This window comes from Bosea sp. PAMC 26642, assembly GCF_001562255.1.
Classification (GTDB): Bacteria; Pseudomonadota; Alphaproteobacteria; order Rhizobiales; family Beijerinckiaceae; genus Allobosea.
In genome coordinates, this window is the sequence record NZ_CP014301.1 from 4,844,818 (window position 1) to 4,869,090 (window position 24,273).

At 65.2% G+C, this 24,273-nt stretch carries 19 protein-coding genes; 10 read left to right on the forward strand and 9 right to left on the reverse strand.

The window, feature by feature from the left end; genetic code table 11:
- The first annotated feature begins 14 nt into the window (after nt 1–14).
- From tssC to AXW83_RS23260, 7 genes are all read left to right on the forward strand, one after another.
- Nucleotides 15–1,520 carry a type VI secretion system contractile sheath large subunit gene (gene tssC, locus AXW83_RS23230; protein WP_066617931.1) on the forward strand — a complete coding sequence of 502 codons (1,506 nt, stop codon included), beginning with the start codon at nt 15–17 and terminating at the stop codon, nt 1,518–1,520.
- Between the two features lie 152 nt (nt 1,521–1,672).
- Nucleotides 1,673–2,158: an Hcp family type VI secretion system effector gene (locus tag AXW83_RS23235; RefSeq protein ID WP_066617934.1), complete on the forward strand. Its 486-nt coding sequence runs from the start codon at nt 1,673–1,675 to the stop codon at nt 2,156–2,158.
- Between the two features lie 319 nt (nt 2,159–2,477).
- The gene (locus AXW83_RS23240) at nt 2,478–3,023 is read left to right on the forward strand and encodes a type VI secretion system baseplate subunit TssE (protein ID WP_236841749.1); all 546 of its coding nucleotides are present in this window, start codon (nt 2,478–2,480) and stop codon (nt 3,021–3,023) included.
- A gap of 6 nt (nt 3,024–3,029) precedes the next feature.
- Nucleotides 3,030–4,991, forward strand: a complete 1,962-nt coding sequence (gene tssF / locus AXW83_RS23245; RefSeq protein WP_066617935.1) for a type VI secretion system baseplate subunit TssF — start codon at nt 3,030–3,032, stop codon at nt 4,989–4,991.
- Nucleotides 4,988–6,046: a type VI secretion system baseplate subunit TssG gene (tssG, locus tag AXW83_RS23250; protein WP_066617936.1), complete on the forward strand. Its 1,059-nt coding sequence runs from the start codon at nt 4,988–4,990 to the stop codon at nt 6,044–6,046. The genes tssF and tssG overlap by 4 nt, the downstream gene beginning before the upstream one ends.
- A 9-nt stretch (nt 6,047–6,055) precedes the next feature.
- Complete coding sequence (gene tssH, locus AXW83_RS23255) at nt 6,056–8,791, forward strand: type VI secretion system ATPase TssH (RefSeq protein ID WP_066617937.1); 2,736 nt, start codon at nt 6,056–6,058, stop codon at nt 8,789–8,791.
- Nucleotides 8,792–8,889: 98 nt separating this feature from the next.
- Nucleotides 8,890–9,780, forward strand: a complete 891-nt coding sequence (locus AXW83_RS23260; RefSeq protein ID WP_066617938.1) for a peptidoglycan-binding domain-containing protein — start codon at nt 8,890–8,892, stop codon at nt 9,778–9,780.
- A gap of 128 nt (nt 9,781–9,908) precedes the next feature.
- Here AXW83_RS23260 and AXW83_RS27600 read toward each other — a convergent pair whose 3' ends face one another.
- The gene (locus AXW83_RS27600; protein ID WP_168166147.1) at nt 9,909–10,376 is read right to left on the reverse strand and encodes a helix-turn-helix transcriptional regulator; all 468 of its coding nucleotides are present in this window, start codon (nt 10,374–10,376) and stop codon (nt 9,909–9,911) included.
- Between the two features lie 52 nt (nt 10,377–10,428).
- Here AXW83_RS27600 and AXW83_RS27605 point away from each other — a divergent pair, with 52 nt between their 5' ends.
- Both AXW83_RS27605 and AXW83_RS23275 read left to right on the forward strand, forming a co-directional pair.
- The gene (locus AXW83_RS27605; RefSeq protein ID WP_168166148.1) at nt 10,429–10,872 is read left to right on the forward strand and encodes a hypothetical protein; all 444 of its coding nucleotides are present in this window, start codon (nt 10,429–10,431) and stop codon (nt 10,870–10,872) included.
- A 101-nt stretch (nt 10,873–10,973) separates the two neighbouring features.
- Complete coding sequence (locus AXW83_RS23275; RefSeq protein ID WP_168166149.1) at nt 10,974–13,439, forward strand: serine/threonine-protein kinase; 2,466 nt, start codon at nt 10,974–10,976, stop codon at nt 13,437–13,439.
- Nucleotides 13,440–13,458: 19 nt separating this feature from the next.
- Here the strand turns inward: AXW83_RS23275 and AXW83_RS23280 are convergent, their stop codons facing one another.
- The 7 genes from AXW83_RS23280 to AXW83_RS23310 all read right to left on the reverse strand — a co-directional run bounded on the left by AXW83_RS23280 (nt 13,459) and on the right by AXW83_RS23310 (nt 21,859).
- On the reverse strand, nt 13,459–13,986 hold the full coding sequence (locus tag AXW83_RS23280) for an ECF-type sigma factor (protein WP_066617945.1): 528 nt from the start codon (nt 13,984–13,986) through the stop codon (nt 13,459–13,461).
- Nucleotides 13,987–14,117: 131 nt separating this feature from the next.
- Nucleotides 14,118–15,743 (reverse strand): gamma-glutamyltransferase, encoded by a 1,626-nt coding sequence (ggt, locus tag AXW83_RS23285; RefSeq protein ID WP_066617947.1) that lies wholly within the window; start codon nt 15,741–15,743, stop codon nt 14,118–14,120.
- A 177-nt stretch (nt 15,744–15,920) separates the two neighbouring features.
- A complete protein-coding gene (locus tag AXW83_RS23290; protein WP_066617951.1) occupies nt 15,921–17,579 on the reverse strand; it encodes an ABC transporter ATP-binding protein in 1,659 nt (552 codons plus the stop codon).
- Nucleotides 17,576–18,394 carry an ABC transporter permease gene (locus AXW83_RS23295; protein ID WP_066617954.1) on the reverse strand — a complete coding sequence of 273 codons (819 nt, stop codon included), beginning with the start codon at nt 18,392–18,394 and terminating at the stop codon, nt 17,576–17,578. The genes AXW83_RS23290 and AXW83_RS23295 overlap by 4 nt, the downstream gene beginning before the upstream one ends.
- A gap of 11 nt (nt 18,395–18,405) precedes the next feature.
- The gene (locus AXW83_RS23300; RefSeq protein ID WP_066617956.1) at nt 18,406–19,350 is read right to left on the reverse strand and encodes an ABC transporter permease; all 945 of its coding nucleotides are present in this window, start codon (nt 19,348–19,350) and stop codon (nt 18,406–18,408) included.
- Between the two features lie 23 nt (nt 19,351–19,373).
- Nucleotides 19,374–20,915 carry an ABC transporter substrate-binding protein gene (locus tag AXW83_RS23305; protein ID WP_066617957.1) on the reverse strand — a complete coding sequence of 514 codons (1,542 nt, stop codon included), beginning with the start codon at nt 20,913–20,915 and terminating at the stop codon, nt 19,374–19,376.
- Between the two features lie 47 nt (nt 20,916–20,962).
- Nucleotides 20,963–21,859: an alpha/beta hydrolase family protein gene (locus AXW83_RS23310; protein WP_066617959.1), complete on the reverse strand. Its 897-nt coding sequence runs from the start codon at nt 21,857–21,859 to the stop codon at nt 20,963–20,965.
- A 110-nt stretch (nt 21,860–21,969) separates the two neighbouring features.
- Here AXW83_RS23310 and AXW83_RS23315 point away from each other — a divergent pair, with 110 nt between their 5' ends.
- Nucleotides 21,970–22,635, forward strand: a complete 666-nt coding sequence (locus tag AXW83_RS23315; RefSeq protein WP_066617962.1) for a GntR family transcriptional regulator — start codon at nt 21,970–21,972, stop codon at nt 22,633–22,635.
- Between the two features lie 59 nt (nt 22,636–22,694).
- Here AXW83_RS23315 and AXW83_RS23320 read toward each other — a convergent pair whose 3' ends face one another.
- A complete protein-coding gene (locus tag AXW83_RS23320) occupies nt 22,695–24,254 on the reverse strand; it encodes an ABC transporter substrate-binding protein (protein ID WP_066617965.1) in 1,560 nt (519 codons plus the stop codon).
- Between the last annotated feature and the right edge of the window lie 19 nt (nt 24,255–24,273).

Genomic DNA, 24,273 nt, shown 5'->3' on the forward strand with positions numbered 1-24,273 from the left:
CAAGCGAGGCGGCAATGGCAGCGGAAACGCAGATCCAGGGGGCCGCCGGCGCGGCCACCCAGGTCAAGGACGCAGATGAGTTCGCATCGGTTCTGAAGCAGAGCTTCAAGCCGAAGACGGAACGGGCGGCATCGGAAGTCGAGAATGCGGTGGCGACCCTGGTCAACCAGGCGCTGGCGGATTCGACCCTGATCAAGAATGACGTGCTTGACACGATCGAGGAGATGATCGCGCGGCTCGACGCCAAGCTCTCGGAGCAGATGAACGAGATCCTGCACGCTCCGGTCTACCAGCAGATCGAAAGCGCCTGGCGCGGCCTGAACTATCTGGTCTTCAACTCGGAGACCGACTCGCAGCTCAAGATCAAGGTGATGAACGCCTCGAAGAACGAGCTCTATCGCAATCTCAAGAACTATCCCGGCGCCCGCTGGGACCAGAGCCCACTGTTCAAGCAGGTCTATGAGCAGGAGTTCGGCCAGCTCGGCGGCCAGCCCTTCGGCTGCCTGGTCGGCGATTATCACTTCAGTCACCTGCCGACCGATGTGCAGCTCCTGCGCGACCTCTCCAAGGTGGCATCGTCGGCCCATGCTCCATTCTTCGCCGGCGCCGAGCCGACCCTGATGGGCATGGACGCCTGGACGGAGCTGTCCAATCCGCGCGATCTCGGCAAGGTCTTCGACACGCCCGACTACGCGGCCTGGAAGTCGCTGCGCGACGCAGCCGATTCCCGCTATGTCGGCCTCTGCCTGCCGCGTGTGCTCGCACGCGTGCCCTATGGCGCCAAGTCGGAACCGGTCGAGGAGTTCGCCTTCGAAGAGGACACCGACGGCCATACAGGCGAAAAATACGCCTGGATGAACGCCGCCTATGCGATGGCGGTCAACATCAACCGCGCCTACAAGGAATATGGCTGGTGCACGCGGATTCGCGGCGTCCAGTCCGGCGGCGAGGTCTTGAACCTGCCGACCCACACCTTCCCGACCGACGATGGTGGCATCGACCTGAAATGCCCGACCGAGATCGCGATCAGCGATCGTCGCGAGGCCGAACTGGCGAAAGCCGGGTTGATTCCGCTAATCCACCGCAAGAACACCGACAAGGCCGCCTTCATCGGCGCCCAGTCGCTCTACAAGCCGAAGTCTTTCTTCGGCCCTGACGGCGTCGCGGCGACGGCCTCCGACAATCTCTCGTCGCGTCTGCCCTATATGTTCGCGGTGTCGCGCTTTGCGCATTACCTGAAATGCATGGTGCGCGACAAGGTCGGCTCCTACAAGGAACGCGAGCCGTTGCGTCGCTGGCTCCAGGAGTGGATCACCGAATATATCGATGGCGATCCGCTGAATTCAAGCGAGGAGACCAAGGCGCGCAAGCCTCTCTCCGATGCCCGCATCGATGTCTTCGAGGACGAGGAGAACCCCGGCTATTACTCGGCCAAGTTCTATTTGCGTCCGCATTTCCAGCTCGAAGGCATGGATATCGGCCTCAGCCTCGTCTCCCGCCTGCCGGCGCCGAAAGCCTGAGATCGGCGTCTCACATTGACGCTGCCCATTTAAAAAAATCGCCGAGACCTCCTGCATTCTGATGATGTTCGGGTCTGCCTCAGGGTTCAAAGTCCGGACATCTACTCTACGGCAGTTCAGATCATCGATGGGTTCCAACTGGGGAGAAGGTTATGGCTAGCGATTTTCTACTTGAACTCGACGGCATCAAGGGCGAAAGCCAGGATTCAAAACACAAGGATTTCATCGAGATCGAATCCTTTTCCTGGGGCGCGTCCAATTCGGGTTCCCATGCGTCTGGCGGCGGCGGCGGTGCAGGAAAGGTTTCGTTCCAGGACCTGCACTTCACCACCAAGGTGAACAAGGCATCACCCAATCTGATGGTTGCCTGCGCGACGGGCCAGCACATCAAGAAAGCCAAGCTCGTCGTCCGCAAGCATGGTGGCGAGCAGCAGGAATATTATGTCATTTCGCTCGATGACCTGCTGGTTTCGAGCTATCAATCGGGAGACGCTGTCGGTGGGGACACCATTCCGACGGACCAGTTCTCACTCAACTTCAGCAAGATAAAATTCGAATATAAGCCGCAGAAGGCCGACGGCTCGCTCGATGCCGCGATCACCGGCGGCTACGACGTCAAGACGAACAAGAAGCTCTGATCGTCTGGGGCCGCGACGCGAGCGGGTGCAGATGACCCGCTCGCAAAGCCGCCCTGGTCCGGGCCGCTAGGGTCAGGCAGTTCAGGGCGGGACCACATGCCATATTCGCCTTTCAGGAGCTTGGTTTGCGCAGGCGGCTTGACCCGCGCAGACCGTAATCTTCGGCCTCGACCGCACTCCGGCCACGCCGGCTCGGCAGGCGGTCGTGCGGCGTTTGTCACACGAGGATCTGATTGATGGCGATCGTTCCGCAGTTTTGGTATCGCCCTTGCCTCGATGGCAGCCTGTCTGCTTTGGGAACCGTCGGAGGCGCAGGCTGATGGATGCGCGCCTGAAAAACCGGCTGCGCCCGCCGCTGATGTTCGCGTTTCGCGAGGCGTATCGCGACAAGGACGCCAAGACGCCGATCGATCTGCGCAGCGAGAGCGGCGAGCGCATCATCGCGGGTAGGCGGGCAGCGCCTCGTGCTGCGATCACCGAACAGAAGTTGCGCCAGGAGATCGCGATCGACCTCGAGGCGCTGGTGAATACGGTCAATTTGGGTTCGTCGATCGATCTCTCGCGCTACGAGCATGTCGCCCGCTCTGTACTGAATCACGGTTTCCCCGACATCACGCACCGGTCGATCGACGAATATCGCGTCAATGCGATCAAGGATGAATTGGCCGATGTCCTCGTCGCTTTCGAGCCACGCTTGATCCGGCGTTCGGTGGCGGTCGAACGCGACGACAGCTTTGACCCGGCCGAGTTGAAGATCCGCTTCATCGTGCGGGCCGACCTCAATTGCGAGCCACTGAACCTCCCGATCCAGTTCGTCGCCGATGTCGAACTCGACACCGGCAAGATCGCGATCAAGAATCGATAGAAGCTGATGAACCAAGAGTTTCTCGACTTCTACAACCAGGAACTGCGGCTCTTCACCGAGCATACCCAGGAATTCGCCGAGGAGTTTCCCGGCATCGCCGAACGTCTCGGCGGCCTCGTCGGCGAGCGCATGGATCCGATGGTCGGCGGATTGCTGGAAGGCGCGGCCTTTCTCGCCGCCCGTGTTCAGCTCAAGCTCAAGCACGAGTTTCCGGAATTCACCAACAATCTGCTCGAACAGCTGCTGCCGAACTATCTCGCGCCGACCCCCTCCGCTCTGCTGACCGGCATCAAGCCTCCTTTCTCCGATCCGGGCCTGCGCGAGGGCGTGCGCATCCGGCGCGGCTCCTATCTCGACGCGACCTATCTCGAACGTGATCGCCGCGTCGCCTGCCGCTATCGCCTGACCTCCGATGTCACGCTCTGGCCCTTCGACATTCTCTCGGCCGAATACATGGCCGCGCCCGCCGCCTTGCAGGCGCTCGGCCTGCCGACCGATGCGCGCGGCTTGTCGGGACTTCGTCTCTCGCTGACGCATCGCATGATGGTCGATGCCGAAGACGAGCCGCCGCCTTCGGTTTCAGCCAAGCAGCCGCAGAGCTGGTTTGCCGGCTGCAATGCCAAGGAGCTGAAGTTCCATCTACTCGGGGCTGAGGCCGACGCGATCGCGCTCTATGAGCAGCTTTTCTCCGATTGCATCGGCATCTATTTCCGTCATCTCGACGAATTCGGCGATCCCGTGATCACCTCGGCCGCATCCTGCGTGCTCGAGCAGATCGGCTTCGACGAGAGCGAGGCGCTGCTGCCGGCTGACACCCGCGTCTTTCGCGGCTTCGATCTGCTGCGCGAGCTGTTCTGGTTCCCGCGCAAATTTCTGGGCTTCAGGCTGGACGGGCTGGCGCGGATCATGCCGCAGCTCAAGACCAAGAATGTCGAGATCATTTTCGTATTCGATGAGGTCAACACCCGCCTTGCCGCCGCCGTCAGCCGCGAGATGTTCGCGCTTTATGCCGCGCCCGCCGTCAACCTGTTTGAGAAGACGACAGACCGTATCCAGGTCCGGGCCAACGAGCACGAATACCATGTCGTGCCCGATCGCAGCCGGCCGCTCGATTACGAACCTCACAGCATTATCGAGGTTTTTGCCCATTATGTCGGCGGGCGCGAGAAGCAGCCGGTGCACCCGCTCTACTCCTCGCCCGAGGGCGCCTCGCCGACGCAAGGCCTGCTCTACACCCAGCGCCGGCTGCCGCGCCGCCGCTCCAGCGCCGAACGCCGCTATGGCAGGGCTTCCGACTATACCGGCACGGAGATGTTCGTCTCGCTCGTCGAGCCCGCCGTCATCGGTGACGCCGTCTCGGTCGCCGAGCTCAGCGTCAAGGCTTTGTGCTCGAACCGGCATCTGACCGAGCATCTGCCTACCGGCGTAGGCGGCGCCGATTTCAAGCTGCTCGACAGCGTCTCGCTCGATATTGCCTGCCTGGCCGGACCGACACCGCCGCGTGAGCCGATCGTTTCGCAATTGAAGCTGCGCGCCGAGACGGCGAGTACCGGTGTCATCACCTGGAGGCTGATCAACCTGCTCAGCCTCAACCAGCTCGGTCTCGTGCAGCGAGGCGCGGGCCGCAACGGCGAGGCCCTGCGCGAGCTGCTTTCGCTTTTCGCCGATCTCTCCGACAGCGCCGTCGAGCGCCGCATCCGCGGCATCAAGAGCGTCGACAGCCGCCCGGTGGTCCGGCGCTTTCCGCAGCGGGCCGGCACGGGGGCGGCGCGCGGCCTCGAAGTGGTGGTCACGCTGGACGAAAAAGCCTTCGAGGGCAGCGGCGTCTTCCTGCTGGGCGCGGTGCTCGACCGTTTCCTCTCCGACTATGCGGCGATGAACCATTTCACCCAGACCGTCATCCGCACCGTCGAGCGCGGCGAGGTGATGCGCTGGCCGCCGCGCGCCGGCAGCAGGCGCATCCTGTGAGCGGCGCGCAGGAGCAGGCGGAAGACGCTCCCTATATCAGTCGGCTAAAGGCCGAGCCTTGGCGTTTCGATTTCTATGCTGTGCTGCGGCGCCTCGAGCGTAGCTTTCCCGAGCGCCCGCGCATCGGCGATTCCGCCTCGCGGCGCGACGAATATGTCGCGCTGGGCGAGCAGGCCTACCTCGATTTCCCGGCCTCGACGATCGAACGGGCCGATGACGACGTCCAGGGGCGCCTGCGCCTTTTCGTCAAGTTTCTGGGGCTGCTTGGTCCGCAAGGCGCGCTGCCCCTGGCGACCACCGAAGAGACCTTCCAGTGGCAGCTCACTCACGAGGAAGCCTTTCCGCGCTTCCTCGACATCCTGAACCACCGATTTCTGCAGCTGTTCTATCGCGCCTGGGCGGATTCGCGCCCCGTAGCCCAGCATGATCGCCTCGAGCTCGACCGCTTCGCGGCCTATGTCGGCAGCATGATCGGCTTGGGTTCCAAGCCCTATGAAAAATGCGACAGCGTGCCCGATCCCGAGAAGCTCGCTTATGCCGGCCTGCTCGGCGCCCAGGCGAAATCCGCCTCTCGGCTGCGCGGCTTTCTCTCGGGATTGTTCAAGGCCGAGGTCGAGATCGAGCAGTTCGTCGGTATGCGGCTGGTCTTCGATCCCGCCGACCGCACGCGGCTCGGCGCGCTCCATTGCCGCCTGGGCAGCGACGCCCTGCTCGGAGCCAGCGTCTACAGCGTCGAGGACAAGTTCCGCATCCGCATCGTGGCGCGCGATATGGAGCAGTTCCGCCGCTTCCTGCCCAGCGGCGACCGCTGCGAGCCGCTGGCCGATGCGGTGTTCTTCCATCTCGGCGAGCAATTCGAATGGGATGTCGAACTCGCCTTGCCGGTGGGCGAGGTCGAGCCGGTCACGCTCGGCCGCTCCGGTAATCTCGGCTGGACGAGCTGGATGGCGCCGAACTGGAGCGAGAGCGAGGGGGCCTTGCGCCGCGACGCGCGTTTCCATCCCGCCGAGCGCGTGCGGCACAAGCGCAGCCTTCAGGCTCGAGACGGACGATAGGGGACAATCATGGCCGACATCAGCTTGGAAGCCGTCACAGGCAAGCTCAACCGGGTCGGCTACGAGGCCTTCATCCTGGCACTGCGCCAGGCCAAGGGCGCCGGCAATCGCAATGTCGAACTGGCGCATTGGCTCGCCCAGATCCTGCAGCAGCGCGCCACAGACATCGCCTTGACGGCTGATCATTTCGGGCTGGACCGGGCCCGGCTCCTGGCCGATGTCGGCGCCGTCGTAGAAGGCTTTCGCAAGAACGAGACCGAGATGCCCGGCGTCTCCAACGGCGTCGTCGACCTGCTCGATCGCGGCTGGCACTACGCCACGCTGTTCTTCGGCGAGACCCAGATCCGGACCGGCCACGCACTGGTCGCGGCGTTGAAATCCCTCGAACTACGCCGGGCACTGGTCGCGGCGTCTAAGGAGTTCGCCAAGATCCCGGTCGAGGAGCTGGCTGCCGGCTACGCCAAGATCTGGGAGGGCTCGGAGGAGGAGAACCTGCGGCCGATGGACGGCTCGGGCCTGCGCGCCGCCGGAACGCCAGGCGCCGAGGCCGCTGCCGAGGGCGCCAAGGGGACCACCGCGCTCGATCGCTTCTCTCAGGACCTCACCGTCAAGGCGCGCTCGGGCGAGATGGATCCGATCCTCGGTCGCGACGACGAGATCCGCCAGGTCATCGACGTGCTGATGCGGCGCCGCCAGAACAACCCGATCCTGACCGGCGAGGCCGGCGTCGGCAAGACTGCGATCGCCGAGGGGTTTGCCCAGCGCGTTGCCTCGGGCGATGTGCCGCCGCCCTTGCGCAATGTCCGTGTCGTCGCGCTCGATATCGGCCTGATGCAGGCCGGCGCCTCGATGAAGGGCGAGTTCGAGCAACGCCTGCGCTCTGTCATCGACGAGGTCCAGTCATCGCCGACCCCGGTGATCCTGTTCATCGACGAGGCGCACACCCTGATCGGCGCCGGAGGCCCTGCCGGTACCGGCGACGCCGCCAATTTGCTCAAGCCCGCTCTGGCGCGCGGCACGCTGCGCACGATCGCTGCGACGACCTGGTCGGAATACCGGCAGTATTTCGAGAAGGACCCGGCCCTGACCCGGCGCTTCCAGCCGGTGCAGGTCGACGAGCCCGACGTCGCGCGCTGCTGCACCATGCTGCGTGGCCTGATCGGGCCGATGGAGAAACACCACAAGGTCCGCATTTCCGATGCCGCGATTGTTGCGGCGGTGCAGCTCTCCTCGCGCTACATTCCGGCGCGGCAATTGCCCGACAAGGCGGTGAGCCTGCTCGACACCGCTTGCGCCCGTGTCGCGATCAGCCAGAGCGCGACGCCGGCCGCGATCGAGGATGCGCGCGTCGGCATTGCGGCATTGGAGCAGGAGAAGGCCGCGCTGACCGCCGATCAGGATCTCGGCAGCACGACCGATACGCGCCAGGCCGAAATCGAGACCGAGATCACTGAGCGCACCGGGAAGCTCGAAGCGCTGGAGGCCGCCTGGGCCAGCGAGCTGGCAGTCGTCGAGGAGATCAAGGCGCTGCGGGCCAAGCTGGCCGAGCCCACGGAGGCGAGCGCCGATCCCAAGGCCGAGGTCGCAAGGCAGGACGCTGCCGATGAAGCCGACGCGGCGCTCGCACAAGGCCCGGAACCGGAAACTCCCTTCGATCTCGCCGCCACCCGCGCGACGCTGACTGAGCGCTTCGCGGCGCTGGGTGAGATCGATCCGGCCGATCGCATGATCTACGCCCATGTCGACGAGCAATCGGTCGCCTCGGTCGTCTCCGACTGGACCGGCATCCCGGTCGGCCGCATGGTCAAGGACGAGATCGAGACCGTACTCCATCTCGCCGGGACGCTGAACAAGCGCGTCGTCGGCCAGGGCCACGGCATCTCGATGATCGCCAAGCGCATTGAGACCAGCCGCGCCAAGCTCGACAATCCCAACAAGCCGATCGGCGTCTTCATGCTCTGCGGCCCCTCGGGCGTCGGCAAGACCGAGACGGCGCTGGCGCTGGCGGAATCGCTCTATGGCGGCGAGCAGAACGTCATCACCATCAATATGAGCGAGTTCCAGGAAGCTCACACGGTCTCGACGCTGAAAGGAGCGCCTCCCGGCTATGTCGGCTATGGCGAGGGCGGGCGGCTGACCGAGGCTGTGCGCCGCAAGCCCTATTCCGTGGTCCTGCTCGACGAGGTCGAGAAAGCCCATCCCGACGTGCACGAGCTGTTCTTCCAGGTCTTCGACAAGGGCCAGATGGAGGACGGCACCGGCCGGCGCATCGACTTCAAGAACACGCTGATCATCCTGACCTCGAACGTCGGCACTGATGAGATCATGCGTATGGCCGGCGACCCGGATACGCGTCCCGATCCGGAGGCGCTGGCAGTGGCACTGCGCCCGGCGCTGCTCAAAGTCTTTCCGCCTGCGCTGATCGGGCGCCTGGTGGTAATTCCCTACTATCCGCTCTCGCCCCACATGCTCGGCGGCATCGTACGGCTGCAGCTCAACCGCATCGGCAAGCGCCTGCGCGACAATCACGGCGCCGGTTTCGCTTACGATGATGCGGTGGTCGAGCACATCGTGGCGCAGTGCAACGAGCCCGACTCCGGCGGGCGCATGATCGACAATATCATCACCAACGCGATGCTGCCGGCGCTCTCGCGCCAGATCCTCAATCTCCAGATCGAGAAAAAGCCGCTGGTCGAGGCCAGCGTCGCGGTCGAGGAGGGAACGTTCGTCTATCGCTGCGCGTGAGAATATTCGCGTCCGGAAGCCGACGACGGCGTGGCTGACAGGCTGAAACGCGCGACCGGAGCATTCTGCCGCCGGCGTGCCGAGACGGGAGGCCGACCATGACGCTCAAATCGCCGCGATTTGCCAACAATCCGCGTTTGCAGCAGGCGGCGAAGAATTCGCCGCCGATCTCGCGCGGCTCCACCGGTTCGCATGTCGCCATTGTCCAGAAGGCGTTCATGGATCTTGGGCTTGCGATGGCGATCACGTCGAAAAAGGGTCCGCCGGATGGCATCTTCGGCGGCGAGACAGAAAGCCGGGTCTGGCAGTTCCAGGCTGCGGCCGGCCTCACCAAGGACGGTATCATCGGCCGCTCAACCATGGAGAAGCTCGACGAACTCCTGCCGACGGCCGGAGCGCCCCCGAAACCTCTGCCGACGCCCAAGATGACGCACCGGCTGAACGTCCATATGCGCTCGATCGACAACCCTTCGGTACCCGAATTCACCCAGCTCAAGGTGATGGAGGAGGTTTACGCGCAGTATTTCATCAAGGTCGTGATGATGTCGGGCCAGAGCATCGGTCTGAATCCCGGCGAGGAACTGACGCTTAAGATCATCGACGGGGCCTGCCAATGGGATCAGGTCTCGGACGAACAACGGCTGCTGCAGAACTCCGGCAGCAAGCAGAATGTCGGCCCCAACGACATCACCGTCTATTTCGCGACCGTGCTCAGGACCGACACCAAAAAGGGTACGACACTTCAGGGCTGCGCCGGTCACGAACCGAACCGCCCCGCCGTCATGATCGCCGCGAGTGCGATCGACAAGACGACGATGGCGCATGAAGTCGGCCATGTTCTGCTGGGCTCGAGCTTCGATCCGGTCCACACCGATGACGACGCCAACCTGATGTGCAATGCGCCGGTCTGCACCGGCAAGCCCGCCTATTTTACGGTCAAGCAGCTCAACCGCATCTTCGCGAGCAAATTCATCCAGAAACTGGCATAATGCTGCGTGAGCGGAGATAAAGACAGGACGGCGCAGCCTGTTTGCCTGAGAGCCGACCGGCCGCGTCGGGCGCCCGCCGGCGCCGCGTGCGATCCGACCGCGCGCCCCTGACGATCTCTCGCGTTGGCTCAGGGTTTGACGAAGTTCGCGACGAAATGGACGAGCGCACTTTGCCGGGCCGTCTCGGTCTTGGCGAAGATGCGCTGGAGATGCGTCCGGGCCGTGGTCTTCGAGATGCCGAGCTTGTCGGCGGCAGCCGGCGTATCGAGGCCTTTGTAGATCAGCTCGAGCAGGCGCGTTTCGGCCGGCGTCAGGGCGTGGGCTGCCGCAACCATCGCGACCCCGGAGCGTCCGGTCGCCTCGGGCTCCTGAACCAGGATGACAATTTCGGCCTCGTCGCAATCGCCCGTTTCCGCGTCATGACCGGTGCAGATCGCGGTGATCGAAAAGGTTCGGCCGCAATCGGTATCGAGGCGCAGCCGCAACTCGTCGGCATCGTTCCGTACGGTCTTCTCGCGCAGCCAGCGCTGGAGTCGGCTGTTGACCGTGCTGTCGCAAGTCGCGAAGCGCCGGGCCTTGACAATATCCGTGGACATCAGATCGCGGGCGGCACCGTTGGCGGAGCGGATGCTCAGGTCCGAGCTGACCATGAACAGCGCGATGCTTCCCGCTGGATGCTTCCGGCGCGGCGATGGGCTCATCGTCGGACGGGGCATCGGGGTGTTGAGCGACAGAGACGACTGGAGTTGCATGAGCGTTGACCCGGATTTGAGTGTCGTATCGGGGATCACGCAAAGCGCTTGGAAATCCGGACATTGCGTCGCGCATTTTTTTTGCCGGTCTCGCTGGCGGAGGTCATGCTGCGAAATCGCCGCTCTGCTCCATCGCGACGACATGTGTGTCCTCGTTGCGTCCCTGCTCGAACTGCTGAAATTCTGGAACGCCACTGCAACGCCGCTGTGTCAGCAATTGTGGGGTCGGCTGATGGAGCTCATCGGAAAGGCACTTGCGTGCGACCAGACCATCGAGGCGGCAGTGCCAGTGGCCGAGGAGTGTGCCATCTTCGATTTCGAAGGTTCATCCTCCGGATAAAAGACGAAAAATCGGGCCCGCGCGCCTCTGATCGGTCCGTCGCGGCGCGGGGGCATCGTCAAGGCTGAATGGATACCCTGGAACGCCGCGCAGAGATGACCATGAATCAGCCTGCCGAACTGCGAAAGGAGCATTGGCTGGCGGTGCGTGCGCTGTTCGACCGGCTGGTCGATCTCGCGCCGGCCGAGCGCGAGGCGGTGCTGGCTGCAGCCGATGCGGCCAGTGACGTCATCGCCGAGGCGCTGACGCTGGTCGATGCTTCAGACGCTGCCGGAACCTTCTTCGAAAGGCCGCCGACCAGGGCCCCTGTCGAGCGGGCAACTGCGTCATCCTCCGATCAGTCGCTTCCCGTCGGCATGTGGCTGGGCGCGTTCCGCATAGAAGCTCTGATCGGCCGGGGCGGGCAGGGCGAGGTCTATCGCGCGACGCGGGCGGACGGGCATTCCAAACAGGTCGTCGCCTTGAGGCTGCTGCGTCCCGAAGCTGCCCGGCATTTCGAACATTTCCGCACGGAGGGCCAGATCGTGGCGGGGCTCGGTCATCCGGCGATCGCGCGGCTGGTCGACGCTGGCACAGCGCCGGATGGCCGGCCCTATCTGGCGATGGAGTTCGTCGATGGTGTCGCGATCACGGAGTTCTGCGCTACGCTCAAGCTCGATCTCATGGCGCGGCTCGCCCTGTTCCAAACCGTCTGCGACGCGGTCTCCTATGCCCATCGCAACCTCATCGTCCATCGCGACCTCAAACCCGCCAATGTGCTTGTCACTGCGGAGGGCCAGGTCAAGCTGCTCGACTTCGGGGTCGCCGATATCCTGACCGAGGTCGGGGACGACACCCTGACGCAGGCGATCCTGACGGCCGACTACGCTGCGCCCGAGCAGTTCGAGGGTCGGCACCCGACCACGGCGACCGATGTTCATGCGCTCGGCGCTTTGTTGTTCGAGCTCCTGGTCGGCCGGCCGCCCTGGCAGTTGCGGAACACGCCCTTTGCCGGGGCGCTGCGCTTGATCCAGGACAATTGTCCGCAAGCGAGTCTGGCCATGGCGCAACTCGCGGAGACGCCGGTGCCGCGCGACCGCGTCGTCGGAGATCTGGATGTGATCATCCAGAAGGCGATGCGCTACGAGCCCGAGGAGCGCTATGGCAGCGTCGCGGCGTTCTCCGAAGACCTCGATCGCTACCTGGCCTTCCGTCCGGTCGCCGCCCGCGCTGGCGATACGGGCTATCGGCTGCGTCGTTTCCTGCGCCGCAATCGTGGCCTGCTGATCGCGGCGACGCTGCTCGTCGCGGCGATGACCGCAGGCGGCGCTGGCCTGCTTTGGCAACGCCAGAAGACCGTGGCCTCGCGGCAGAGCGCGATGGTCGAGAGCCAGCGCGCCTCGGCTGTCCACGACTACGTCACGCTCCTGGTCCGTGCGGCCGGAAACACGGGTGGGCCGGCCTTCGCCACGGCCAAGCGGGTGCTCGATGCCACGGCAGCCCAGGCCCAGCGCGAAGCCGGTTCAGGCACCGGCACGATCCTGCGGTCGCTGGCAGAACTCTATGCCGAACTCGACGATTTCACCGCGGCGACCACATTGCTGCAACGCGACATCACGTTGGCACAAGCTGCCGGCGACGCGCGGGCGCTGGCGACATCTCGGCAATCCTTGGCCGCGACCTCCCTACGCCTCGGCCAGATCGAGGATGCGGTCCGCGAACTGGCACAGGCGAAAGCCTACTGGAACACAGACCGGGCCCTGCACACCGGGGAGCTTGCTCGAGCCGCGGTCATCGAGGCCGGGTTGCTGCGCCAGCGCGGACAACGCGACGGGGCGATAGCGTTGCTGCGCGGTGCGATCACGGATCACACCGAAGGCGTCGGCGAGAAACACTGTGAGGTCGCGACATTGCAGCACAATCTCGGCGTCCACTATCTCGAGAATGGCGCGCTAGACGACGCCGAGCGCAGCTTTGCCGATGCGACGCGCTTGCTCGATGCCTATGGGGGGTGCCGGTCGGCGACGGGCGTGGCGCTGCTCGGCGACCGCTCCAATCTGGCGTTGCTGCGCGGCAAGACCGCCGAGGCCGAGGCCTTGATACGCCAGGCGGTCGGGCAGCGGCGAGCGCTTTACGGGCCTTCCGCCGCGCTGGCGGCTCTCCAGCTCAGCCTCGGCCGGATGTTGTTGGCGTCGCTGCGCGTCGATGAAGGCCTCGGCGTGCTGGAGGAGGCGTTGTCCTTCAGCGCCGCCCTTTCGGGCGAGGCGAGCCCGACGACGATCGTTCTGCGCCAGAGCCGCGCCATCGGCCTGATGGCCAAGGGTCGCGACGCCGATGCGGCGCCGGAGATCGAGCGGGCGATTTCGAGCAGCGGCGCCGGCTTTGGCACCGGGCATATCTATTACGGGTTGTCGCTCGCGGCTCGCGCGCAATGGCGGCTGCGCGCGGGCGACGCCGTCGGCGCCCGCAGGGATCTCGACGCGCTCGACGATATCCTCGCAAAGGCCGGGCCTGTCGGCACGGTCCATACGCCGGAGGCCCGGCAATTGCGGGCGATCCTCGACCAGGCGACGAAGTCCGGGCCGTAGGCTCAAGGACTCTCCGGTCTCAGCTGGCTTGAAGCTCGCGAAACAGGAAGGCCTTGGCCTGCAGCCAGTCGCGCCTGACCGTGCGGTCGCTGATCCCCAGCACGCGCGCCGTCTGCTCCTCTCCATAACCGGCGAAGAATCGGCATTCGACGACCTTCACGAGGCGCTCGTCGACCGCTTGCAGGGCCGCCAGCGCCTCGCTGATCCTGACGACGTCGTCATCCTCGGGCGCGGCGATGTCGTGCTCGTCGTCGAGCGGCACGGCGTTGATGCCCTCGCCGCGCTTGACGCTGAGGCGGGCGCGGGCGGCATCGACCAAGGCGTGGCGCATCGCGGTCGCGGCGCTCGCCAGAAAATGCTCCTCGCTGTTCCAGCCATGACTCTGACGCAGCTTGATATAGCTCTCATTGACCAGCGCCGTGGTCTGGAAGCTTGCAGGTCGGCCGACGCGCAGCCGCTCGCGATGCGCGATCTTCCGCAGCGCTTTGTAGAGCTTGCCGGTGAGCGCATCGAGATGAGCCGCATCTTGCGTCTGGGCGGAATCCATGGCGCCGAGACTATGTCCAAGACCACCCGGAGTCCAAGCGTCTGTCTCCGTCCACAGAATGGGTATTTGTTGCGCTGGTCGTTCGAGTGGCGCGACCTGTTGACGATACTTCTACGCTCGCTGCAGCGCTATCAGCGCGCGGGCGTCGCCGGCACCGAGATCGCCATGCCGTCGCGCTGCGGGTCGGCGCCGCCCGTGCACAGGTCATCCTCGATGCAGATGCCGTGCAGGGCCGCGAAGGGATAGCTCTGGGCCGAGCGCTTCACGTCATAGCCCATTGCGACGAGTTCCTCGCTGACGCTACGGCGAATGCGGTTCGAAATGTCGATGCTGTTGGAGACCGCCACGATGCGGGGAGCCGCGACCGCCTCCAGCATTCCCATGCCGAAATCGACGACGTTGCTGATGCCCTGCGCCATCGCCGGCGCAATGTAGCTGCCACCCGGCGCGCCCATCACGATGAAGGGCTTGTCGTCCTCGAAGACGATGGTCGGCGCAGCCGAGGAGGAGCGGCGCTTGCCCGGCGCGATCGAGCCGGCTCGACCTGGACGCGGGTCGAAGCGGCTCATCGTGCCGCTATAGATGAAGCCGAGGCCTTCGGTGATGGCGCCCGAAGGCGAGCCCAGCGTATGCGTCAGCGCAACCGCGTTGCCATGGCGATCGACGACCGAGACATGGGTGGTCTCGCGCGAGGAGGAGCGCTCGAGACGTTTCACGTCGGCGCGCTCGCCACGGCGGATGCTGTTGGCCTGCTCGGCCGCATGCTCCTTCGAGATCAGGCGATCGACCGGGACATCGACATAGGCCGGGTCGCCCATATGGGCGTCCTTGTCGATGGTCATGCGCTTCATCGCTTCCGCCAGCAGGCGGACATGCTCCGAACCGCCATGTGTCAGCGCGCCGACGTCGAAGTTCTCCAGCATGTTGAGGATCTGCAGCATCAGCATGCCGCTCGCTGGCGGCGGGCTGGTCGAGATGCGCTTGCCGCGATAAGAGCCCCAGATCGGCTCGGCGACCGAAAGCTCGTAGGCGGCGAGGTCCTCCCGCGAGATCAGCCCGCCATGGGCGGCAAAGTCGGCCGCGATCTCCTCGGCAAGCTCGCCGTGATAGAAAAGATCGGCCCCGCCTTTGGCCAGCCGCTCCAGCGTGTTGGCCATGTCGGGATTGGCGAGGATGTCGCCTGGCCGCTTCGGGCTGCCGTCGGGCCGGAAATAGAGCCGCTTGCCGGTTTCGCTGTAGCGCAGCTTGTCGACGGTGTTGACCTGCCCCGTGCCCTTCTGGTCTTGGCTCCAGAACCAGTGCATATGCGGGCGCACCAGTACGCCCTCGCGGGCCTGCTTGCTGGCGGGCGCGATGATATCGGCCCAGTCCATCGTGCCGTAGCGCGACAGAGCATGGTCGTAGCCCTTGACGCTGCCGGGCGTGCAGACGGCGAGATGGCCGAATTCGCTGATGCCGCCTTCGAGCAGGAAGGCGAAGCCGTCGCGAGACTGGCCGAGAAGCTTGTGCGCCCACATGTCGGGCGTCGCGGCCAGCGCGGCCTTCGCATAGAATTCGACGATCTCATGGACGCCGCGGCCGGGCATGTAGAGCTGCATCGAGCCGAAGCCGCCGATGCCCGACATCAGCGGATCGACCACGCCCTGCATGAAGGCGCAGGCGATGGCCGCATCCACCGCATTGCCGCCACGTTCCAGCACGGCCGCGCCCGCTTCCGCGGCTTCCGGCTGCGGGCAGACGATCATTCCGTTTTTCATGGCAGGGGGTCTTTCTCGATCGTCTCAAACAAGACTGCGGTCATCCCGGACAAGCGGCGAAGCCGCGCCGATCCGGCAATCCATTCCGGAACACTGATCGGAGAGGTTCCGGAATGGATCCCGGGTCTCCGCTTCGCTGCGCCCGGGATGACGGCCGATGTTTGTGTGCTGAGGTCATCAGGATACTGCTGGCGCCACCGCGCCGTCGCCCAGCCGCCAGAACAACCGCACCCCGCCGTCAGCCGTGCTTTCCAGCCCCGGCACGGCGGAGAGCAGCTTTCGCGTATAGGCGTGCTGCGGGTTGTCGAAGATCTGGTCGCGCGTGCCTTCCTCGACGATCCGGCCCTCGTTCATGACGATGACACGATCGGCGACCTGCTCGACCACGCCGAGATCATGGCTGATGAACAGGCAGGAGAAGCCGTGCTTACGCTGCAGCTCGGCGAAGAGTTCCAGCACCTGCGCGCGCACCGTGACGTCGAGCGCCGAGACCGGCTCGTCGGCGATGACGAAGCTCGGGCGGCGCACAACGGCCCGCGCGATCGCGACGCGTTGGCGCTGGCCGCCGGAGAGTTCGTGCGGGTAGCGATCGGCGAAGCCCTCGGCGAGGCCGACCTCGGTCAGCACCTCCGCCACGCGCGCCGTCTTGTCTCGCGCCGCCATGCCCGGCACCAGGCGTAGCGGTTCGGCCACCAGCCTGCCGATGGTCATGCGCGGATCGAGCGAGGAATACGGATCCTGGAAGACCATCTGGCAGTTCAGCCGGTAGTCCCAATAGGCCGTCTCGCTCTTGAAGATCGGCTTGCCGTCGAACAGGATGTCGCCGCCGCTGGCCTTGACGAGACCTGCGATCGCCTGGCCGAGCGTGGTCTTGCCTGAGCCTGACCCGCCGACCACGGCAACGACCTCGCCAGGCTGCACATCGAGCGAGATGCCGTGCAAGGCGCGCTTGGGCGTGCTCTTGCGGAAGAAGCGCTGGCGGCCCGGATAATCGACAACGAGATCGCGCACCGCGACGATCGGCGTCTTCGCCTGCGGCAATTCACGCGGCTCGCCCCGCTGCGGCATCGCGGCCAGGAGCTTGCGCGTATAGGGATGCTGCGGCCGCGCCAGGATATCGGCGCTTTCGCCCTGCTCGACGACCTCGCCCTGGCTCATCACGACGATGCGGCTGCAGTAGCGCGCAACCATGCCGAGATCATGCGAGATCAGCAGCACGGCGGTGCCGTTCTCCTGGGTCAGGTCGACCATCAACTCCATCACGTCGCGCTGGACGACCGCATCGAGCGCCGTCGTCGGTTCGTCGGCGAGCAGCAGCGCGGGCTTGAGCAGCATCACCGAGGCCAGCATGATGCGCTGGCGCATGCCACCCGAGAACTGGTGCGGGAAGGCATCGAGCGCGCCCTCGGGATCCGACAGGCCGACGCGGCGGAGCATGTCGAGGATCACCGCGCGACGGCCGGCCGCATCGAGCTTGCGGTGGAGGGCCAGGCCCTCTTCGAGCTGCCGTCCGATCGTCATCGACGGGTTCAGCGAGGTCATCGGCTCCTGAAAGACCATGCCGACCTTCGAGCCGCGCACCGCCCGCAGGCGCTTGGGCGCCATGGTGGTGATCTCTTCGCCGTCGAAACGGATCGAGCCCGAGACAAGCTTCACCGCCGGCGGCACGAAGCCCATGATGGCACGCGCCGCAAGCGTCTTGCCGGAGCCGGACTCGCCGACGATGCCGACGATCTCGCCACGCGATACGTGAAAGCTGACGCTTTTCACGACCTCGCGGCCGGAGGATTTGATGGCAAGGGTGAGGTTCTCGACCTCGAGCAGGGGCCCGGTCATCGCGTGCCCCGCATGCGCGGATCGAGCCTGTCGCGGATGGCGTCGCCCAGGAGATTGATGCCGAGCAGGGTCAGCGAGATGCACAGGCCCGGGAAGATGCCGAGCCACATCGCCTGGCCAAGATAGGGTCGCGCGCCCGCCAGCATGTTGCCCCAGGTCGGCGCCGGCGGCGGCACGCCCAGCCCCAGGAAGGAGAGCGCGCTCTCGGCCAGCAGCACATAGCCGAACATCGAGGTCGCCAGAACCGTCAGCGGGGCGATGCAGTTCGGCAGGATGTGGCGCGCCATGGTGAAGGCTTCCGAATTGCCCATGACGCGCGAGGCCGAGATGAACTCCTTCTCGCGCAGCGACAGCACGGTGCCGCGCACGACGCGGGCCACCGACGGCGTATAGGCGATGCCCAGCGCCAGGATGATGCCGTATTTGTTGGCGCCGACCACGGCGAGCAGGCCGAGCGCCAGCAGGATGCCGGGGAAGGCCAGCAGCGCATCGTTGAACGCCATGATGACGCGATCGACCCAGCCCCGGACATAGCCCGAGAACACGCCGATCAGCGTGCCGAGCACGACGGCGAGCGTAACCGTGAGGATGCTGATCCACACGCTCGTCGCCGCGCCCGCCATCAGCCGCGAGAGCACATCGCGGCCAAACTCGTCGGTGCCGAGCCAGTACATCGGAGATGGCGGCGCGAGCTTGTAGCGGAAGGACAGGCGCAACGGATCATAGGGCGTCCAGAGCGCGCCGATCCCCGCCGCGACCGCGAGCGTGCCGATGAGAGCGCCGCCGATCAGGGCATTGAGAGGAGGGAGCTTCATTCGGGGGTTGCTCATTCGGCCGCGACCCTCGGGTCGAAGATCGGATAGCAAAGGTCGATGACGACGTTGACCAGCACATAGGTGAAGGCGACGAAGAGCATGCAGCCCTGGATGACGGGATAGTCGCGCGCGAAGATCGCATCGACGAGCAGCCGGCCCAGCCCGGGGATGGTGAAGACCGTCTCGACCACCGCGATGCCGCCGAGCAGATTGCCGAGCACGAGGCCGATCAGCGTCCAGGTCGGCCCAAAGGCGTTCTTGAAGGCATGGCGCCAGAGCACCGCCATCTCGGAGAGACCCTTGGCGCGGGCATGGGTGATGTAGTCGAGCCGCATCACCTCCAGCGTCGAGGCCCGGGCCATGCGCAGCAGCACGCCGATCTCATGCAGGAACAGCGTCAGGATCGGCATGACGAGATAGAGCGCGCCGCGCCAGGGATCGTCGCCGATCGAGACGTAGCCCACCACCGGCAGCCAGCCGAGCTTCAGGCCGAAGAACAGCAGCAGCAGCAGGCCGAGCCAGAAGGTCGGGATCGAGAGCAGCAGCGTCGCCACCGCGACGAGCCCGAGATCAAGCGCTGAATCCTGCTTCCAGGCGGCGATGACGCCGGCCGGCACCGCCACCAGGCTGGCGCAGAGGACCGCGATCAGCACGATCTGGGCGCTGATCCAGAAGCGCGACAGGATCAGCGGCAGGATCGGCTCCTGCGTGTTGATGGATATGCCGAGATCGCCCTTGAGCAGGTTGCCGAACCAGATGCCGAACTGGACGAACAGGCTCTGGTCGAGGCCAAGCCGCGCCCTCAGATCGGCGATCGAGGCCGGCGTCGCGAGATCGCCCAGCATGAGCGAGGCCGGATCGCCGGGGATCAGCCGGATCAGCACGAACACTGACACCGCCACGATCAGCAGCGTCGGCAGGGCCATGGCGACCCGGGTCAGGGCAAAGCGCAGCATCGGGGACTCCGGTCAGGCGCGCTTCAGTTCGCCAGCGTCACTTCCCACATCCGCAGCTTGGACTGCCACGGCTTGAAGCCCTGCACGCGCTTGTTGATCGCCATCACGTCGATGCCGTTGAATAGGAAGATCAGCGGAACCTCGTCGATGATGCGCTTGTGCAGGTCGTCGACAATGGCCTGACGCTGCGCCTTGTCGGAGATCAGCATCAGCTTGTCGATCAGCGCCTGGCCCTCCGGCGAGTCGTAAACCTTGCGCGGCTGCTTGTCCTTGGGGCCCGAGAACTGCTCGAAGGCGATGGCGGGGTCGAAGCGCGCCGAGAACGAGAAGGACTGCATCTGGTAGCTGCCCTTGCTGAAGCGGTCGAGCTGGGTCGCCCAGTCCAACACCTCGATCTCGGCGTTGATGCCGACGCCCTGCAGCATCTGCTGGGCGACGACCGCGGCCGGAAAGCTCGGCACGACCGGGCGCTTGTTGGCGAGGATGACGATCTTCTCGCCCTTGTAGCCGGACTCCTGGACAAGCTTCTTGGCTTTGGCCGGATCGTAGACATGGCCCTTCTTCTGGACCTCGCCGTAATAGCTCGAGCCGGAATAGATCGGAGAATTATTCGGCTTGCCGAGGTCGTTGTAGAAGGAGGCGACGACCTCATCCATGTCGAGGGCGGAGGCGATGGCCTGGCGCAGCTTCTTGTTACCCATCACCGCATCGCGGGTCTGGATCAGGAAGATATGGCGCACGGCGTTGGGGGCGGTCTCCACGGTGAGCTTGGGAATCTTGCGAATTTCGCCGACATCGCTCGGCAGGATCTCGGCCATGTCGAGTGCGCCCGAAGTGAGGCCGGCCTTCACCGTCGCCGGGTCCTTGACGATCAGGAACTTGACCTCCTTCAGCAGCGGGCGCTTGCCGCCGACATAGCCGTCCTTGGGGCCTTCCTTCGGCGATGTGTAGCCGTCGAAGGCGGTCATCGTGAAATACTCGCCGCGCTTCCATTCGCCGAACTTGAACGGGCCAGTGCCGATCGGCTTGTCCCAGGAGCCGTCGGCCTTGACCGAATCCTTGTGCAGGACCGCCGTCATCGCGCAGTCGGTGCGGGCGAGCGAATCGAGGAAGAGCGCATTCGGCTGGGCGATCTTCATGACCACCGTCTTCGCATCGGGCGCCGTCACCTCCTCGACCTTGAGGCCAGAGCGGCCGTCGAATTCCGAGGTGCAGCGCCAGTCCGTCTTGGGATCCATATAGCGGTTCCAGCTCCACAGGACGTCGGCGGAGGTCATCTCCGCGCCGTTGTGGAACTTGATCCCCTGCCGCAGCGTGAAGGTGTAGGTCTTGCCGTCGGTCGACGTCTCGACCTTCTCGGCAAGCAGCGGCGTCGCGACACCGCCCTCGCTGTAGCCGACCAGGCCCTCGACGAGCTGAAGTGCGAAATCATCGGTGTTGTCGTCGCGGTTGACGCCTGGATTGTTGCTGCGGATGTCCGCGGCGACCGCGACCGTGATCGACTGCGCCAGCGTCGGGCTGGCCAACAGCGGCAGGAGGCAGGCGGAGGCGAGAAGGCGGTTCATGGCATATCCCCTGTTGTCGTTATCGTTGACGTGCGGCGCTGGCGGTCTCAGGCCGCCTTGGCGCTTGCAGCTCGGTGCCTGAGCAGCGTCTCTGCAAAGAAGTCCTCGACTGCCGGCACGGCCCGCAGGCCGTCATGGGCCATGTTGGGCACGAGATCGAAGCGAACGATGATGCCTGCGCGCTCGAAGGAGGCCTTCAGGCTGGCGAGCCTTTCAGGCCGCGTCGAGCCGGCATGGTTGGCGTCAGGCATCCAGTTGCGGCCACCCGGCTTGTGGGTGATTTCCCAAGTCTCGACATCGGCCGCGCCGACGATCATCTGCACGGCCACCTGCTTCATCGCGGCGATGTCGGGCGCCGTGCCGAAGAGCTCGGCCATGTTGCGCGTGCCGACCCACCAGTCGCGCGTCGGGTCGAGCAGCGTCACCGAGCCCGGTGCGCCGATCGAGCAGGCGAAGAGCCTCTGCGGCTGCAACATCAGGAAGCGATGGGCGAAATGCCCCCCGCCGGAATAGCCGAACAGGCCGAAGCGGGGGAAGCTGACGCCGTAGCGCGCCTCGACCTCGGCGACCATGGCGAGCAGCACCTGATCGTAACGGATCGTGCCTTCGCGCATGTATTTGAAGCCGTCGCGATTGTCGTCGCCGAGCACCCCGATCGGGAACAGCGGCGCCAGAACGATGCAGTTGTTCCAGCGGCCAAACTCCTGGAAGGCGTCGCGATAGCCGGTGAAGCCGCGGCCGGTGCCATGCATCGCGACGATGAGTTCGGGCGGTTGAGCGGTCTTGCCCAGCGTCTTGGGGACATAGAGGCAGTAGCTGAAGCGCGGGTCAGCCTTGCAGGCGATCACCGGCGTCGGGCCGAGATCGTAGAGGGCTCGCGCGATCGCAGCCGCATCCTGGCCGGCAGGGGCACCTCTCGCAGCTGTCGCAACGGCGTCGGTCATATCTGCTTCTCACGAACTGGCTGAACAATTGGCGCCAATTTTGTTGCACGTCGTAAAGGGGCGTGCAACAGGCTTGTGCGTCCTCCGCCGCGATGGGCTAGAACGCCTTCATGCAGCCGCAACCGAAATCCAAACGTGACATCTCCAGTTTTGCTGGCGCCAAACCCGGCGACGCCAAGCGGGCGCTCGCCAGCGAGATCGCCCAGGCGATCCGGCTGCGCATGTATCGCCCCGGCGAATGGCTCCGGCAGATCGACCTCGAGCAGAAGTTCCAGGCGACGCGCTTCGACGTGCGCAGCGCACTCGAAGAACTCTCCATCCGCAAGACGATCGAGCACGTCCCCAATCGTGGCTACCGCGTTGCGGAGATCGATCTGGCGACCTATCGCGCCATTCGCGACACCCGCATCATCCTGGAGGCCGGCGCCATGGCGGGGGTCGTCGCTCATATCGGGGAGGCAGAGATTATCCGTCTCGACGAACTCGCCACGGCCTTCAGCGCGGCGGCGACCACGGGCACTCGCACGGACCAGAGCGAGATCAACAGCGCCTTCCACCATCTGATCTACGCCTCCTGCGGCAATCCGGTCCTGGACGAGACGATCTGGGCCCTGCGCGACCGCTCCCGCGGCTCCTCCGTCACCATCTGGGCCTCGCATGATGCGCTGCTTGCCAGTGCGCGCGATCATCACGCGATGGTCGATGCGCTGAGGCGGCGTGATACGGCGGAACTCGCTGCCTTGATCACACGGCACATCGACAAGGACATGGGCTGAACCAGCCTTGGGTCGAAGCCGCGTTGGGCCGAGGCGGACACGGGCCGGGCCGATGTCGCTCAGGGGGACCGCGAAACCTCCCAGAGGCGTGGCAGCGAGGTCAGTGAGGAGACATAGCCCTCGACGCGCCTGCCCGTCGCGCCTGCGACGATGCCGTTGTAGAGCATCACCATCGGCATCTCGGCCAGAAAGCGACGATGCAGATCGTCGAAGATCGTCTGGCGTTCGGCCTTGTCGGCGACGATCATTGATCGGTCGAGCAGCGCCTGCGCTTGCGGATCGTCCCAGAGCTTGCGCGGCTGCTTGTCCTTCGGCCCCGTCACGGATTCGTACGAGAGGGCCGGATCGAGGCGCCCCGAATACGGAAAGGCCTGGATCTGATAATTTCCCTTGCTGTAGCGGTCGAGCTGCGTCGCCCATTCCAGCACCTCGATCTCGACATTGATCCCGGCCGCCTGCAGCATCTGCTGCGCTACGACGGCGGCGTCGAAGCTCTGCGGATAACGCTTGTTGGCGAGCATCACGATCTTCTCGCCCTTGTAGCCGGCCTCCGCGAGGAGCTTGCGCGCGGCCGCAGGATCGTAAGCGACATCCTCTTCCTGCGCCTTGCTGTGATAGGCCGAGAGCGTCGGCACGACGGAACCGTTAGGCTTGCCCAGCCCGTCGGTCACGGCCGAGACGAGTTCCGCCTTGTCGATCGCGGCGGCGATGGCGCGGCGCAGCTTGGCGTTGCTCAGCACGGGGTCGCGGGTCTGGATGATCAGCCCGACCAGCCCCATATGCGATTTCACCGACAGCTTGACGTTTCCGTTCCCCTTCAGCTCCGCCACGTCCGCGTTGGCGAGATCGGGCACGACATCGATATCGCCGCTGAGCAGGGCGGCTTTCGCAGTCGCGAGGTCGGGTATCACGACGAAATCGACGGTGTCGACAAGCGGGCGCTTTGCGCCGGTAAGCCCGTCGATTGCCCTCGGTAGGGCAGCGTATTCGGCAAAGCGTTGCAGCCGGACCAGCTCGCCGCGTTTCCATTCGCCGAACTTGAACGGCCCGGTGCCGATCGGCTTCTCGAAGGAGCCGTCGGCCTTGACCGAATCCTTGTGCAGGATGCCGGTCATCGCGCAGTCGGTGCGGGCGAGCGAGCCCAGGAACAGCGCGCTCGGTTTGTCGAGCTTGAAGACCACCGTCGCGGGGTCTGCAGCCGTGACGCTCTCGACCTTGACGAGACCGCGCCCGTCGAATTCGGACAGGCAGCGCCAGTCCGTCTTCGGGTCCATGTAGCGGTTCCAGCTCCAGACGACGTCGTCGGCACTGAGCGCGGCGCCGTTGTGGAACCGCACGCCCTTGCGCAGCGTGAAGCTGTAGGTCTTGCCGTCCTCGGCGATCGCGACCTTCTCCGCTAGGAGCGGCTTCGGCTCGGAATCCTCACCATACGCCACGAGCCCCTCGACCACATGCAGTACGACACCGTCGGTGTTGTGGTCGCGGTTCACGCCGGGGTTGATCGAGCGGATGTCGGCGCGCAGCTGGACCTTGAGCACAGTTGCGGCCTGCGCGGCCGGAATCAGCGTCGCGAGGGCCAACCCGGCAGATAAGGCGGTCGTCTGAATACGTCGAAGCATCGGCCTGTTCCCCATCGTT

Excerpts from the sequence above, each read along its gene's own strand:
- tssC (WP_066617931.1), top strand. The coding sequence starts at position 15 with ATGGCAGCGGAAACGCAGATCCAGGGGGCCGCCGGCGCGGCCACCCAG.
- AXW83_RS23235 (WP_066617934.1), top strand. The coding sequence starts at position 1,673 with ATGGCTAGCGATTTTCTACTTGAACTCGACGGCATCAAGGGCGAAAGC.
- AXW83_RS23240 (WP_236841749.1), top strand. The coding sequence starts at position 2,478 with ATGGATGCGCGCCTGAAAAACCGGCTGCGCCCGCCGCTGATGTTCGCG.
- tssF (WP_066617935.1), top strand. The coding sequence starts at position 3,030 with ATGAACCAAGAGTTTCTCGACTTCTACAACCAGGAACTGCGGCTCTTC.
- tssH (WP_066617937.1), top strand. The coding sequence starts at position 6,056 with ATGGCCGACATCAGCTTGGAAGCCGTCACAGGCAAGCTCAACCGGGTC.
- AXW83_RS23260 (WP_066617938.1), top strand. The coding sequence starts at position 8,890 with ATGACGCTCAAATCGCCGCGATTTGCCAACAATCCGCGTTTGCAGCAG.
- AXW83_RS27600 (WP_168166147.1), bottom strand. The coding sequence starts at position 10,376 with ATGTCCACGGATATTGTCAAGGCCCGGCGCTTCGCGACTTGCGACAGC.
- AXW83_RS27605 (WP_168166148.1), top strand. The coding sequence starts at position 10,429 with ATGAACAGCGCGATGCTTCCCGCTGGATGCTTCCGGCGCGGCGATGGG.
- AXW83_RS23275 (WP_168166149.1), top strand. The coding sequence starts at position 10,974 with ATGAATCAGCCTGCCGAACTGCGAAAGGAGCATTGGCTGGCGGTGCGT.
- AXW83_RS23280 (WP_066617945.1), bottom strand. The coding sequence starts at position 13,986 with ATGGATTCCGCCCAGACGCAAGATGCGGCTCATCTCGATGCGCTCACC.
- ggt (WP_066617947.1), bottom strand. The coding sequence starts at position 15,743 with ATGAAAAACGGAATGATCGTCTGCCCGCAGCCGGAAGCCGCGGAAGCG.
- AXW83_RS23290 (WP_066617951.1), bottom strand. The coding sequence starts at position 17,579 with ATGACCGGGCCCCTGCTCGAGGTCGAGAACCTCACCCTTGCCATCAAA.
- AXW83_RS23295 (WP_066617954.1), bottom strand. The coding sequence starts at position 18,394 with ATGAAGCTCCCTCCTCTCAATGCCCTGATCGGCGGCGCTCTCATCGGC.
- AXW83_RS23300 (WP_066617956.1), bottom strand. The coding sequence starts at position 19,350 with ATGCTGCGCTTTGCCCTGACCCGGGTCGCCATGGCCCTGCCGACGCTG.
- AXW83_RS23305 (WP_066617957.1), bottom strand. The coding sequence starts at position 20,915 with ATGAACCGCCTTCTCGCCTCCGCCTGCCTCCTGCCGCTGTTGGCCAGC.
- AXW83_RS23310 (WP_066617959.1), bottom strand. The coding sequence starts at position 21,859 with ATGACCGACGCCGTTGCGACAGCTGCGAGAGGTGCCCCTGCCGGCCAG.
- AXW83_RS23315 (WP_066617962.1), top strand. The coding sequence starts at position 21,970 with ATGCAGCCGCAACCGAAATCCAAACGTGACATCTCCAGTTTTGCTGGC.
- AXW83_RS23320 (WP_066617965.1), bottom strand. The coding sequence starts at position 24,254 with ATGCTTCGACGTATTCAGACGACCGCCTTATCTGCCGGGTTGGCCCTC.